The sequence below is a fragment of the Photobacterium sp. GB-210 genome, assembly GCF_003026075.1.
Lineage (GTDB): Bacteria > Pseudomonadota > Gammaproteobacteria > Enterobacterales > Vibrionaceae > Photobacterium.
The window spans coordinates 1-14,256 of record NZ_PYNU01000026.1 but is presented as its reverse complement, the minus strand read 5'-3'; the positions used below and the strand labels follow the sequence as shown (position 1 = coordinate 14,256).

11 protein-coding genes and 1 pseudogene are annotated in these 14,256 nt (G+C 37.3%); 4 read left to right on the top strand and 8 right to left on the bottom strand.

Annotated features, from left to right (window positions below):
- Positions 1–2: 2 nt before the first annotated feature.
- The 5 genes from choW to betI all read right to left on the bottom strand — a co-directional run bounded on the left by choW (position 3) and on the right by betI (position 5,759).
- On the bottom strand, positions 3–845 hold the full coding sequence (gene choW, locus C9J38_RS19245; RefSeq protein WP_006645056.1) for a choline ABC transporter permease subunit: 843 nt from the start codon (positions 843–845) through the stop codon (positions 3–5).
- Positions 846–976: 131 nt separating this feature from the next.
- Positions 977–1,912: a choline ABC transporter substrate-binding protein gene (locus tag C9J38_RS19240; protein WP_107174935.1), complete on the bottom strand. Its 936-nt coding sequence runs from the start codon at positions 1,910–1,912 to the stop codon at positions 977–979.
- Positions 1,913–1,966: 54 nt separating this feature from the next.
- Positions 1,967–3,667 carry a choline dehydrogenase gene (gene betA / locus C9J38_RS19235; protein WP_107208503.1) on the bottom strand — a complete coding sequence of 567 codons (1,701 nt, stop codon included), beginning with the start codon at positions 3,665–3,667 and terminating at the stop codon, positions 1,967–1,969.
- An 18-nt stretch (positions 3,668–3,685) separates the two neighbouring features.
- A complete protein-coding gene (gene betB / locus C9J38_RS19230; protein WP_107208502.1) occupies positions 3,686–5,146 on the bottom strand; it encodes a betaine-aldehyde dehydrogenase in 1,461 nt (486 codons plus the stop codon).
- A 16-nt stretch (positions 5,147–5,162) separates the two neighbouring features.
- A complete protein-coding gene (gene betI, locus C9J38_RS19225; RefSeq protein ID WP_107208501.1) occupies positions 5,163–5,759 on the bottom strand; it encodes a transcriptional regulator BetI in 597 nt (198 codons plus the stop codon).
- A 365-nt stretch (positions 5,760–6,124) separates the two neighbouring features.
- On the opposite strand from betI, the gene C9J38_RS19220 reads away from it, so the two are divergent.
- A complete protein-coding gene (locus C9J38_RS19220; RefSeq protein ID WP_107208500.1) occupies positions 6,125–8,152 on the top strand; it encodes a hybrid sensor histidine kinase/response regulator in 2,028 nt (675 codons plus the stop codon).
- A gap of 62 nt (positions 8,153–8,214) precedes the next feature.
- On the opposite strand, the pseudogene cqsA reads toward C9J38_RS19220, so the two are convergent.
- Positions 8,215–9,385: pseudogene (gene cqsA, locus C9J38_RS19215) on the bottom strand (alpha-hydroxyketone-type quorum-sensing autoinducer synthase).
- 210 nt (positions 9,386–9,595) lie between these two features.
- Between cqsA and C9J38_RS19210 the strand changes: the two are divergent.
- Entirely contained in the window at positions 9,596–10,246 is a 651-nt protein-coding gene (locus tag C9J38_RS19210; protein ID WP_107208498.1) for an HAD family phosphatase, read from the top strand.
- Between the two features lie 68 nt (positions 10,247–10,314).
- Here C9J38_RS19210 and C9J38_RS19205 read toward each other — a convergent pair whose 3' ends face one another.
- Positions 10,315–11,304 carry a glutathione S-transferase family protein gene (locus tag C9J38_RS19205; RefSeq protein ID WP_107208497.1) on the bottom strand — a complete coding sequence of 330 codons (990 nt, stop codon included), beginning with the start codon at positions 11,302–11,304 and terminating at the stop codon, positions 10,315–10,317.
- A 263-nt stretch (positions 11,305–11,567) separates the two neighbouring features.
- On the opposite strand from C9J38_RS19205, the gene C9J38_RS19200 reads away from it, so the two are divergent.
- Together C9J38_RS19200 and C9J38_RS19195 are read left to right on the top strand one after the other, a co-directional pair.
- Positions 11,568–12,311, top strand: coding sequence for a sporulation protein (locus tag C9J38_RS19200; RefSeq protein ID WP_107208496.1), 744 nt, complete (start codon positions 11,568–11,570; stop codon positions 12,309–12,311).
- A gap of 484 nt (positions 12,312–12,795) precedes the next feature.
- A complete protein-coding gene (locus tag C9J38_RS19195; RefSeq protein WP_107208495.1) occupies positions 12,796–13,545 on the top strand; it encodes a LemA family protein in 750 nt (249 codons plus the stop codon).
- A gap of 122 nt (positions 13,546–13,667) precedes the next feature.
- On the opposite strand, the gene C9J38_RS19190 is transcribed toward C9J38_RS19195, so the two are convergent.
- Positions 13,668–14,117, bottom strand: a complete 450-nt coding sequence (locus C9J38_RS19190; protein ID WP_233218540.1) for an NAD(P)H-dependent oxidoreductase — start codon at positions 14,115–14,117, stop codon at positions 13,668–13,670.
- Positions 14,118–14,256 lie beyond the last annotated feature (139 nt).

The following is a 14,256-nucleotide window of genomic DNA, read 5'->3' as shown; positions in this document are numbered from 1 at the left end:
GATCACAGCTCCTTCTGTGCTGGGGTTTTACATAATCGGTCTAAAATGATCGCGACCAATACAATCGCAAGTCCCGCTTCGAATCCTTGTGAAATATTCACGGTATTTAGCGCACGTACAACAGGCTTTCCTAATCCATCCGCGCCGACTAACGCGGCGATAACCACCATGGATAAAGACAACATAATACATTGGGTGATACCCGCCATAATACTTGGCATCGCCGCCGGTAACTCGACTTTTAACAGTAACTTCATCCGACTTGCACCAAACGCTTTACCTGCTTCAATTAAATCTTCAGGCACTTTCGTGATACCTAAATACGTGAGTCGTATTGGCGCTGCAATAGCAAAAATAATGGTAGAGATAAGCCCGGGCACAATACCTAGTCCAAACAAAACCAGCGTTGGAATTAAATAGACAAACGTCGGCACCGTTTGCATTAAATCTAAAATAGGACGCATCAAGGTATACAACCACGGACGATGCGCAGACATGATCCCGATTGGGACACCAATAAGCACTGAAATACTTGTGGCAGCAAAGACCAACACAAAGGTTTCTAGCATTTCCTGCCAGTAGCCTAAATTTAAAATAACTAATAATGCTGCAACAACGAAAACCACTAATGAAATTTTACGGTGTAAATACCATGCTAACGCCGCGGTGATTAAAATAGGCAGTGCTGGCGGCATCCACTTAAATACATCAACTAAAAATAGAATTACGGTTTCTAAGAAAAATGAAATGGCGTCAAATAACCCTGCTGCATTGATAGTTAACCAATCAACACCTGCTTCCATCCATTGACCCAAAGGGATTTTATTATCCGTAATGAAATTCACACTTTTGCCTTTTATTTGATAAGACGATGCTTACCACCTTATTTTTATGAAGTTTTACAATAACTAATAGCAAAGAAGTATCTGCGCTAATAAATAAGAAGCGATTATTAACGCAGTATTTTAAGAAAGGATTAAGATTGCTTTAAGTAATCCAACACCGCAGTGGTGGCCACTTTACCTTCGCGAGTTTTGACGTCTTTTAGCCATGCTTCCACTTGCTGTGGATTTTCACTCAGCCATTGACGTGCTGCTTTTTCAGGTTGAACCTTTTGATTAAGGATCGCTTCCATTAAGCTATTTTCCATTTCTAAGCTAAATGATAGATTTTTCAGAAGTTGTCCAACGTTTGGACACTCGGTTAAATAGTTACTGCGAACATTGGTGTAGACATTGGCACCACCATAGTTAGGTCCAAAAAAGTCATCACCACCAGCAAGGTATTCCATTTCAACGTTGCTATTCATTGGGTGTGGTGCCCAACCTAAATAAACAATCCACTGATCACGGCGTACAGAGCGAGAAACTTGCGAAACCATCCCAGCTTCACTTGATTCCACTAAACTAAAGTCTTTTAAACCAAACGCATTCGTATCAATCATTGATTGAATCAAACGGTTACCATCATTACCAGGTTCAATACCGTAAATACGGCCTTTAAATTTATCCGCATGTTTTGCCAAATCTGCAAAGCTCTTAACACCTGCGTCATAAACATATTTAGGTACAGCTAACGTATATTTTGCACCTTCTAAATTCGCTTTTACTGTTTCAACCGTTTTGGCTTCACGATATTTCGCAATATCGCCTTCCATGGTCGGCATCCAATTACCTAAAAAGACATCAATATCACCATTCGCCATTGATGAGTACGTCACGGGCACTGACAATAAATCAGTTTTAGTGTTGTAACCCATTCCTTTTAAAAGCTCAGAAGTTACCGCTGTGGTTGCCGTAATATCCGTCCAGCCTACATCAGCAAAACGTACCGTATCACATTGGTTAGCATAGCTATTAAAAGCGACTGAGCTTAACGCTAAGGCAAGAAGTGTTTTTTTAGTAACAGACATAATTATTCCTTTGTCTTTTTATTTATCATTATTAAGTACGTATCTCCCACGTACTTATTGTGAATTGTTTCGTTGGGTCGTTTCCCAATTAGGGGCAATCCATACAGGTACATTGCCTGCAGGAAGCGGGGTTCTCTGTAAAATAAAATCAGCGGCTCGCTCAGCAACCATGATTGTTGGCGCATTAAGGTTACCGTTCGGAATCGTCGGGAATATGGAAGAATCAACAACACGTAAGTTTTCAATACCGCGAACACGACACTGTGAATCTAAAACCGCCATCACATCGTTATCATCGCCCATTTTACAGGTACAAGATGGATGATAAGCGCTCTCTACATTTTCTTTTACCCACTGATCAATAGCCTGATCAGATGTGACATCTGCTCCCGGTTGAATTTCATCACCACGGTATTGATCCAATGCTGATTGCGCCATAATTTCACGGGTTAAACGAATACAATCGCGCCAATCCTGCTTATCTTGCTCGGTAGAGATGTAATTAAATTCAATTTTAGGTTTCGCGTGTGGATCATTAGAAATAACTTCTACCGACCCTCTGCTTTGTGGCTTATTAGGCCCCACATGAACTTGGAAGCCATGACCATCAAATGCAGCACGGCCATCGTAACGCATCGCTGCAGGTAGGAAGTGATATTGAATATTTGGCCACTTTAACCCTTTACGTGAGCGAATAAAGGCACAAGATTCAAAGTGGTTAGTCGCACCTAAACCTGTACGAGTTAGTAGCCATTGCGCGCCAATTTTACCTTTGCTGACTAAATCTAATTTACTGTTTAAGGTAATGGCTTCATTACAGTGGTATTGGAAGTAAACTTCTAAGTGATCTTGTAAATTAGCCCCCACCCCTGGAAGATCGTGCACAAGGTTAATCTTCGCGTTCTCTAATACTGCAGCAGGTCCAATGCCAGACAATTGTAATAACTGGACTGAACCAATGGATCCAGCACTAGATATCACTTCTTTTGTTGCAAATACTTGAGATAGCTTACCTGACTGTTCAAATTCAACGCCTACCGCTTTTTTGCCATCGAGTAAAACTTTGCGTGCCACAATGCCTTTTTTCAACGTCAGGTTTGAGCGTTTTAATGCTCGACGTAAATAAGCGTTAGATGTCGATGCACGCACACCTTTATCAACTGTCATATGCATGGCACCAAACCCTTCTTGTTGGTAACCATTGTAATCATCCGTTTCGGGATAACCGGCTTCTTTACCTGCATCAATAAAGGCTTGGTAAAGTGGATTGAGTGCCATGTCATTACCATTACAAGTCCCAACTGGACCTTTGCTACCGCGGTAAGCGTTACCACCTTTTATCCATGTTTCAGCACGACGAAAATACGGTAAACAAGCTTGGTAATTCCAGCCTGTTGCGCCTTCTTGTTCCCATTCGTCATAATCACATGCGTGCCCACGTACATACACCATGCCGTTGATAGATGAACTACCGCCTAATACTTTGCCTCGTGGACAATGTAATTTACGCCCGTCTAAGCCTTGTTCTGCTTGAGTTTCAAACTGCCATGCATATTTGTCACTGTTCATTGGGTAAGACAATGCCGTTGGCATTTGAATAAAAATACTGCGATCACTACCGCCAGCTTCTAGCAATAACACATCATATTCACCGCTTTCACTTAAACGGTCAGCTAATACACACCCTGCCGAACCCGCGCCAACAATAATGTAGTCATAGTGTTGGGGGTTATTTTGCTGCTTATTTTGATCCATCAAAATCGACTCCATCCGTTAAGCATAAGGACTTTGGTAATCGCCCAATTCAATAAGTACACTTTTGGTTTGGGTATAATGTTGTAAAGTTTCTATTCCGTTTTCGCGTCCAATCCCTGATTGCTTATAACCACCCACAGGCATTTGCGCAGGAGAATCCCCCCATGTATTAACCCAACAGATCCCTGCTTGTAATTGATGGATAACACGGTGGGCTTTCGCTAAGTTTTGGGTAAACACACCCGCAGCTAAACCATAGTGAGTATTATTGGCGCGAGCGATAACATCGGTTTCATCGCTAAACTTAATTACCGACATCACAGGCCCAAAAATTTCATTTTGAACATGAGACATCGATTCATCACAATCAATAAAAACGGTAGGTTGAACGAAATTACCTTGTGCTAACCCATTATCAGTACATTGGTATCCGCCAGTCAGCAAGGTGGCACCACTTTGTTTAGCGGCATCAATGGCTGATAACACTTTTGATAAATGTGATGTTGAAATCAATGCGCCAATTTGAGTCTCCATATTCATAGGATCACCAACGATTAATAACTCAGTTCGACGCTTAAGTTGCTCTATAAAGGTGTCATAAATAGCCTCATGAACATAAACACGTGTGCCATGTGTACATACTTCACCTTGGGTATAGAAGTTAGCCACCATTGCCGCAGAAACAGCATGATCGACATTAGTGTCATCAAAAATGATCATTGGCGATTTGCCACCTAATTCCATCGTGACCGACTTTAAGGTTTGAGCACTATCAGCCATTACCGCTTTACCTGTGCCGGTTTCACCTGTAAATGACACTTTAGCGATCTCAGGGTGTGCCGTTAGCATCTGCCCTACTCGGTAATCACCTTGTACAACGTTAAATACGCCATCAGGTAGACCTGCTTCAGTAAAAATCTCAGCAAGTTTTAGAACCGAAAGCGGTGTTTCTTCTGATGGCTTGAAAATCATGGCATTACCGGCTGCAAGCGCTGGCGCTGATTTCCACATCGCAATTTGGATCGGATAATTCCACGCACCAATACCTGCACAAATGCCCAATGGTTCTCGACGCGTATAAAAGAACTGATTTTCACTTAAAGGTTGCTGCTCACCTTGAAGCCCAGGTGCTAACCCGGCAAAGTACTCAATAACATCCGCACCCGTTTCTATATCAACCGCTATCGCTTCTTGTAACGGTTTACCAGTATCTGTGACTTCCAATACCGCTAATTCATCATTGCGTTCTCGCAGTAACGCAACAGCACGTAATAAAATACGGCTACGTTCAGTTGGCGTCATAGCCGACCATGTAGCAAAGCCTTTTTTAGCAGCACTAATGGCTAACTCAAGATCCGCTTGAGAAGCTTGTCCAATGGTTGCTATCGGTTGACCATTAGCTGGATTAAACGTTGTAAATTGAATATCAGAAGATGCAGCAACATAGTTACCATCGATATATAGTGATTTCATATCCATTTGAAACTCTTAGAATTTATAATTTTGAATAAAAAGACAATTGCTTTTCTAAATAATCATTAATGATCATGCGTGCATTACTCGCATCAATACCTCTAGGGTTTAATGTCCCGCGCAACCAAATACCATCAATTAATGAAGCGATACCATGGGCAACTAATTCAGCTTGAGAAGATGGTAATAACCCTTTAAGTTCAATCTTTAAATGTGATAGCAAACGTTTTTCATTAACTTGCTGTAGGCGACCCAACTGTGCGTCATGCATAGCGTAAGACCAAAATGCTAACCATGTTTTCGCTACTTTATTTTCAGCTTGGTAACCATCAAAATTGCTCATGATAATGGCATTAATTCGAGCTTGATGATCATTGCGGGGGATTTGGCTTAATGATGTTGTAACACTCATTGACAAACGACGTAAAATTTCACGCATGGTCTCTTCTAATAAACCATGCTTACCACCAAAATAGTGATTGATAATACCCGTTGACACCCCTGCCTCTTTACTGATCAAAGAGATACTTGCTGCATGTAAGCCAACTCGTTCAATCACTGCCATCGTGGCATTTACAAGCTGTGGTTTACGAATATCAGGCATTCCAACCTTTGGCATAATGCTCCCATTTATTTTTATTGAACGATCAATTAAGTATAAATGTGACATATTTTTTACATTAAATCAAAATAAAACCAAAATCACAGTTTAAAAAACCATCAAAACAAAGAAAATCGCTAGATTATCAACACAATATCGAATGTAACAAAATATTAACAGTGAGTGTATAAATTAAAAAGTGATACATACTAGTCGAATAACCGAGACATATTACGAGCAATTATTAAACGTTAAGAAATGATATGTAACGAGAGAAATGAAATATTAGTAAGGTGAGCTCTATAGCATAAACTCAATTTGTTTTTTTTATTTAGTTATTTTGGTTTATAGTATTCAAGCTAATAACTAGAAGTTCATAGACAATGAGTATAAAAAATAGAATTAATAATGTTTACCGTTACTTTGAGCCTAATTTAATCATTATAGGCTATCTTGGTAGCATTGGTTTTCCACTATACTTCTTTGTTTGGCATTATCTTTTTCCTCAACCTTATGAGAACTTTTTACTCAGGTTATTTTGTGGCAGTTTGTTTATCCCATTCATTTTAAAAGATCACCTTCCTTATTGGTTTTTACGTTATAAGGCGATTCATTTCATTGCTACAATCACCATAGGACTGCCTTTCTTTTTCAGCTTTATGCTGATTATGAATGATTGGTCTATCCCTTGGGTCATGTCTTTCATGGCTGCACTATTTTTATCAATACTATTGATTTACGATGCTTATATTATCAGCGTAATCTCCATTATTGGTATATCATTAGGCGCATTATTTTCTTATGGCTTCCATCCGATAAACAGTGATAATTTTCATTGGGGCTATATTGCAGTTATTAGTTTTTCATATGTGACAGGTATTGCTTCACATTATAGAAATCACATTCATTACGAAGATCAATTACTTTTTGCTCGTAGCTTTAGTGCCGGTATTGCCCATGAGATGAGAAACCCTTTTAGTTCTCTTTACTCTTCCATGGAACTCATGCTTGATATTCTTCGCCAAAAAAATGATAACCAAAAAGATAATGCTAATGAGCTAAAATCTATCATTAGAAGTAATATGACTGTTATTAATAATAGTAATGAAACAATTAACTTACTATTAAGCTCTATTAATGAACACGCTATTTCAAAAAATACATTTCAAGAATATTCTATTGTTAATATTATTAAAAGCTCTGTAGAAAGCTATGGCTATCAATCTTCACAAGATAGAAGTTTAGTTTCAGTTAATTTCAATAAAGACACAAATTATTTTGGTAGTGATATTTTATTTCGTTATGTCATTTTCAATCTTATGAAAAATGCATTTTATTACAAAGAAAAGAATAATTTCAGTATTGATATTAATATCGATATTAATAAAAACAATAATATTATAAAAATAAGAGACACAGGTATTGGTATTCCAAAGAATAATCTTGATGCTATTTTTGATGATTTCTTTACACATGGTAAAAAAAATAGCTCAGGTTTAGGTTTGCCTTTTTGTAAAAAAGTGATCACAGCATTTGGTGGGGTAATCAGCTGTCAATCCAAGTTAGGTGAATGGACTGAGTTCACTATACTTTTACCTAAAATCGATTCAAAATCAGTCAATAAGCTAAAGTATGAGTTAATGTCTAAAAAACGCCTATTATACATAGGTGATAACAACAGTGATGTTTTTGAACTTCAGAAAAACTCCTTTTCTCATGGCTACAATTTTAACACGACTAGCCCATTTAAATTAATTGACATGTCTCTTGATCAAGTAGATATGATTATTGTTAATCTGGATAGTTACACTGAACATGATTATTACTTCTCTAAGTTACAAGATAAACTCGCATTATTAACAACGAAAGTCTTGTATTTATACCGTGAACCTAAAGCAATAAATTTAATATTAAATGAAAAAATTAACTACAAACTAATCAATGCTAGTAAAATTGAGAATGATTTCACTGATCATATCTGTCGATTCTTTTTTATTCACTTTAATAATCCAAAAAGTACACCACGATCTACAACAGAGACAAAAAGTATTCTACTTGTAGACGATAATATGTCATTACGCATGTATACAGGAATACTCCTGCAACGCAGTGGCTTTCATGTTATTCATGCCGAGAATGGTATTAATGCACTAAAAAGTCTTGAGCTAAGTCAAGTAGATCTTATTATGATAGATTTAGAAATGCCTTTAATGGGAGGCTTAGAAGCAACAAAACAAATTCGTTCAAATAAAAGATATGAATCACATAAAAATACCCCCATTATTTGTTTCTCAGCCTCACTTGATGAAAAACAACAGCAAGAGCTTAGCAAAGTCGGTATGAATGGATTTATTTTCAAACCTGCAACTAAAGAGCAAATATTTTCCAGTATTGAGCGCTTTATTAACTAGAATACACTTACCCACTATCGTTTACGTAAACGTAAAGCAATAATGGGTAAGAATTTATTCTATTACTTTAACGATAGCTCCTCTCGCATCTCTCGACACACAGTAAGTAACGTCGATATTTGTTCGTCACTCACATCACTATTTAAAGAAAAGCGGATCACATTTTTATTTTTAGGGGTCGCTGGTGAGCAGAACACAGAACCAAATACATCTCGAGATTCTAAATAATCACGGATCACTTCTGTATCTTCATCATTACCACTTTCAAGTGCAATAATTTGTGACTGGCTCTTAATCTTATAACCAAGATGAACTAAACCACTACGTAATTTCTCAGACTGAATAAACAGCTGGCTACGCTTATCGTCTGCATCTTTAATGACATCCAATGTCGCTTTTAAGATTTCTAGCTCATGATTTAACAGCGCTGAACTGAAAATGGCAGGATACGCCGTAAATGGGAACGATTTCGCTACATCTTTACTGCATAAAATCGCTCCTGCTCGGTAAGCGAAGGCTTTTGCTAAACTCGCCGTTAAGAAATCAACTTGATCGGTTAAGCCTAATTCAGCGACTAATCCTGAACCATTTTTACCGTGTGTGCCCAGCGAGTGAGATTCATCTACCAATAAGGCGCAACCATAACGATTAGCTATTTCAACTAAATCATGCAATGGTGCAACTGTACCGATTGTACTGTACACCGAATCAACCATGATTAACCCAGGACCTTCACGTTTAATTTGCTTTTCAAGATGACGCATATTGTTATGCAGAAATGTTTGAATATTTCCCTCTGCACGTTTTGCTCCATCCCATAACGACATATGAGCAAAGAAATCGATATAGATCGGTGTACCTTTAGGGATCAGAGTTTGAATTAATCCGACATTTGCCGCCCAGCCCGACTGGGACAGCACACATTTTTCAAAACCTGTTAACGCAGCTAATTGTTCTTCAAATGTATCGCCACTTTCAGCTTGATGCTGGAAGACCGCAGACATCACTACTTCATGTTTATGATCTGTGATGGCTTTTAAGTGCTTCTGACGAATATATTCATGCCCTGTGATGGCGAGATAATCATTACTTTGTAATGTAATTGAAGTATCGGAGGGAATTTTACCTAATACTAAGTGCTTTTTATTTTTTCGGGAGTAAATATCTGCCTCTAGATGAGCATCAATTTTTTTTTATAAAGTTTGGAAGTGATTTTACGTTAATATTTTTCATTTTTATTACTCTTACTTTTGTTAATAGGAGTAACAATATTAACAATAATACTTTCCTCATTCTAAATAATAATATTATTAATCATTTTTTTCATAAAAAATTAACATTAATCTCACTAACTAATTTGTTTAAATTTACAAATAGTCATATTTAAATAACTGCATTTTATCTGTAAAATATCACTTCTTTATTTATAAATTAGTTAATAATATGACATACAACGCTGCTATTTTCGACATGGATGGTTTATTACTCGATACAGAGCGTGTCTGTATGGATATATTTAAACAAACCTGTCAGGACTTTAACCTTCCCTACCTTGAACAGACCTACTTAAATATCATTGGACGCAATGAGGCTGGCGTTGAAGATCTATTACGAGTCAGTTATGGCGAAACCATGGACTACCCTGTATTTCGCAAGCAATGGAAACAGGCTTACTTAAACATTGTTGAAAATGAAGCTATTCCTGTAAAAGATGGTGTTATTGATCTACTTAATTGGTTACAAACACAGAATATACCTATGGTTGTAGCAACCTCCACCAATCGGCAATTAGCATTAAAAAAATTAGCTATGGCTGGTTTAAGTGGCTATTTTTCAGCGGTGACAGCTGGTGATGAAGTGACAAATGGCAAACCTGATCCTGAGGTTTACTTACTCGCAGCAAAGCGTTTAAACGTGATCCCTAGTATGTGTATTGCTTTTGAAGATTCAAATAATGGTGTTAAAGCTGCAGTTTCAGCTGGCATGGAAACATTTCAGGTAATTGATTTAGTGCAGCCCAGTGAAGAGGTAAAAGCATTAGGTCATGGAATATATACATCAATGAATGAAGTACTTACAAAGCTTAAACAGTAACTCATCACAGATAAAGATAAGGGCTATCACCATCCAACTGCGATGCCCTTTTCTTATATTGACTATACCTATAATTCAGCACCCAATTTTTCGCGACAATGTGGCTCAGAAAAGTCTAATACAGGCCCTTTAGGAATGATACGCGTAGGGTTAATGGTTTCATGGCTGCCATAGTAATGGGCTTTGATATAATCAATATTCACCGTGTCCGCAATACCGGGAACTTGGTATAAATCGCGTAAATATCCCCAAATGTTTGGGTAGTCGACCAAGCGTTTAAGATTACATTTAAAGTGTCCTACGTATACTGCATCAAATCGTACTAACGTGGTAAATAAACGCCAGTCAGCTTCTGTTATTTTATCGCCAAGTAAGTATCGATTTTCCGTTAAACGCGCTTCAATCGTATCTAACGCATTAAACAGTGTTACAACGGCTTCGTCATAGGCTTCTTGAGTTGTAGCAAAGCCAGCACGGTATACACCATTATTTATATTTACATAGACAAAATCATTTAAGGCATCAATTTCTGTTTGTAGTGCTTCTGGGTAAAAATCATTGCTATTTGCGCCAACATCATCAAAAGCACTATTGAACATACGAATAATTTCGGCTGATTCATTTGTTACTATGGTTTGATTTTGTTTATCCCACAGCACAGGTACCGTAACTCGCCCTGTATAATGAGGATCTGCATGGGTATAAATTTGATGCATAAACTCAGCATTAATGATGGGATCGACAACTACATCATCACCTAATGCAAAATTCCACCCGTCCTCGCCCATGAAAGCATTAACTACAGACATTGAAATCAAGGGCTCTAACCCTTTTAATTTACGATAAATAATCGCTCGATGCGCCCAAGGGCAAGCAAGGGAAACGTATAAGTGATAACGATGAGGTTCAGCTTTAAAGCCCGCTTCTCCAGAAGGCCCCGCTTGGCCATCTTTCGTTACCCAATGACGAAAGCTTGAAGCTTTTCGTTCAAACTTGCCTCCCGTCGATTTAGTGTCGTACCAATCAGTGTGCCATTTCCCATCCACTAATAATCCCATACTTCCCTCTCATCAATGTTCTTTCTTATTAATCAACCTAATACATAGACGCCTATTTTCAAACTTTAACGATTCACTTAGCGTGATTGATCAACCTGATTGGCGTGCTGCTCTATTTGTTTACAAAACATTGAGCTATATAACAATAATAAATAGTTAAAATAATTACTTACGTCTTTATCGCACCTTGAAGTTACATCGCAGGGTATTGTTGTGATAATTTGCTCACATCGCGCATTTAAAAATACATACAAAGGCAGATTATGTTTAAAAAATTAAAAGCCTCATTAGGTATTGGCTCTGCAAAAGTAGACACTATTTTGCATAATCCTTCACTTTATCAGGGAGATATATTACAAGGAAATGTGCATATTAAAGGTGGAGATGTAGAACAAGTCATTGATGCTATTTCATTAAAGCTTTGTACTGAAATGAAAGTAGAACTAGAAAATGGCCACAGCTATCAAACCTTTGTGTTAGGAACGATAAAAGTTAATCAACCTTTTACGATTCATGCCAGTGAGGAGAAGTCGCTGCCTTTTGAATTTAAACTGCATGATGAAACACCTATCACCCAACTTAACACTCAAAATAACCAATCGAAAGTATGGTTAGAAACAACGTTAGATATTGATTTCGCTATTGATCCTTCTGATCGTGATTTTATCGAGGTAAAACCTCTCCCAGCTATCGCTAGTGTCATTGCGAGCATTGAGAATGCAGGCTTTAATTTAATCAAAGCTGATGTGGAAAAAGGTTTTCTACAAGGCGGACACTTTGCTTCACAATCGGGCTGTTATCAAGAAATCGAATTTCGAAATAGCGGATTTTTTAACAGCAAAGAAATTGAATTATCTTTTATTTTAGATGGCGCTGTCATTCACTGTCTTGCTGAAATTGATCGTTCTATGTCTACCCGAGGCGATCAATACACCTCATTCAGTATAAGTAGAAATGCATCCCCCTCCGATATTAGTTATCAATTAGATACGCTGTTAAGAATGTAGTTTAAGTATGATGTAGGAAAGTACAAGCTGCCTTGTTATCAAAGGGGATGTTTAAGAAGTTGAGGTTATCTTTAACGTCAGCGACTCATTAAAATATTTAATTTATCGTTATCCCCTTTAATTCCTAAGCGAGTTTATAACCTGCTGCTTGATATATTACGTGGTTAACATGAAAGTGATGTATCTAGTTGGCAAGTAATGCGACGAAGTACACGACTATAACTATCAATTATCGCAGGAGGTTTAGCTTATGAATTGATATAGATAATATAGTGTTAAAATTGATATTCTTAACGGCATGATAGCGCTGTATTCATGATAAATACTTCAATGTGAAAGGTATATTTGCAGTCATTGAAATTGTACGATTTCATTCGGCCCTGTATAACGGTTATTTCAGATAACGTCAAAACCGTACCTAAACCAAACGTTAAGAATATAAGTTAACAACATCATTATTTATATAAATCATTAGAGGTGTTACATGGGTATAAGTACTATTTTGATCATAGCTTTGGCTGTCATTATTATTTGGTCAATTAAAACATACAATAAATTACAGTCTGGTAAACAATCAATAATTGAACAAGCGTCAAATATGCAAGTATCCTTACAAAAACGCAGAGATCTTGCGTCCAGAGTTTTAGATATCGCTCAAGGTTTTGGTGATCACGAAAAATTAACTCATTTAAAAATATCATCGAACCAAGATGCTAGCACAGAGAGCTTAGCCGCTCTCTCTCAAAGTTTTCCTGAATTAAAAGCAAATGAAACCTATATACAGTTAATGAAACAACTCGAAGAGTTAGAAAATAATATTTCAGATAAACGAGAATCTTATAATGGAATAGTTAAAGTATATAACAGCTATCGTTCTAGCTTTCCTACAATGCTTGTTGCAAATAAACTAAGTTTTGAACCAGCACCATATTATGATGCTGCAAATGAAGATTCATTAAGTCAACTGGCAACATTTACTCGTGATGATGCAGCAGCTGTTAAAAACCTCATTAATGCATCGTCAAAATCTATTAAGAAATCAGCAAATAGTTTAAAAGATACTGCATCAAATAAAATTGAAGGCGCTATAAACTCTGAAATAGTAAAATCAGCGGTTGCCCAAGGCGATATTGCTATGGGAAAAGCCGTTGAAGTCGTCAAATCAAAAGCTGGAGAGATTAACTCTCCAACTGAAAACCGTAATGAGAAAACAAAAGTTTCAGAAGATAAATAATCAAATCCATTTCTTCTATATTGTAGAGTTGGTCGCATGACTAACTCTACAATCTTCGTTGACGACGCCAATAACAGCATTGTCTATTTAGCATTAGCTCTTATTATAATTAGTGCATTACGCTACTTTTTAGCAAGCTGAGCTACCCGCTGATTCCATTTTGATTTTTTATCTTCCGTCGCATTAATTATTGGGCCAATATAGGTCTTAGATACTTTTTCAAAGCTACTAAAACCTAAAATAGTGCGCTTCATTTGCTTGTAAATAGGATCGCCATAAATCCAACGATAATAAAATGGTGGCGAGTCCATTGTAACTATCAGCTCGGCCGTTCTCCCTTTTAATAATCGCTGTGGTGTTAAGTTTTTAGCTTCAAATTTAAACGCAAAATTGGGAAGAAATGTTCGATCAATTAACCCTTTTAATTTTGCAGGCATTCCTCCCGACCACAGAGGAAAAATAAATACCACGTGATCTGCCCATAGAAGTGATGATTGGAAATGCTGTAGATCTGGCTCTAGCGGTTGTACTGCTTCATAGCCACTTACTAAATTGATATCAAAATCCATCATACTTAAATTTAACTGTAGTGGTCAACAAATACTAGCCACGGTTTTAGAGGTTAACCAATATAATCGTTCTGATTCATTCGGTGTTAATCCGCCATTATATTGATGTGGTCGTAATTGGCTGTAATAACCAATAATATAT

Excerpts from the sequence above, each read along its gene's own strand:
- C9J38_RS19220 (WP_107208500.1), top strand. The coding sequence starts at position 6,125 with ATGAGTATAAAAAATAGAATTAATAATGTTTACCGTTACTTTGAGCCT.
- C9J38_RS19195 (WP_107208495.1), top strand. The coding sequence starts at position 12,796 with ATGGGTATAAGTACTATTTTGATCATAGCTTTGGCTGTCATTATTATT.
- C9J38_RS19210 (WP_107208498.1), top strand. The coding sequence starts at position 9,596 with ATGACATACAACGCTGCTATTTTCGACATGGATGGTTTATTACTCGAT.
- C9J38_RS19190 (WP_233218540.1), bottom strand. The coding sequence starts at position 14,117 with ATGATGGATTTTGATATCAATTTAGTAAGTGGCTATGAAGCAGTACAA.
- C9J38_RS19200 (WP_107208496.1), top strand. The coding sequence starts at position 11,568 with ATGTTTAAAAAATTAAAAGCCTCATTAGGTATTGGCTCTGCAAAAGTA.
- betI (WP_107208501.1), bottom strand. The coding sequence starts at position 5,759 with ATGCCAAAGGTTGGAATGCCTGATATTCGTAAACCACAGCTTGTAAAT.
- betB (WP_107208502.1), bottom strand. The coding sequence starts at position 5,146 with ATGGATATGAAATCACTATATATCGATGGTAACTATGTTGCTGCATCT.
- C9J38_RS19240 (WP_107174935.1), bottom strand. The coding sequence starts at position 1,912 with ATGTCTGTTACTAAAAAAACACTTCTTGCCTTAGCGTTAAGCTCAGTC.
- betA (WP_107208503.1), bottom strand. The coding sequence starts at position 3,667 with ATGGATCAAAATAAGCAGCAAAATAACCCCCAACACTATGACTACATT.
- C9J38_RS19205 (WP_107208497.1), bottom strand. The coding sequence starts at position 11,304 with ATGGGATTATTAGTGGATGGGAAATGGCACACTGATTGGTACGACACT.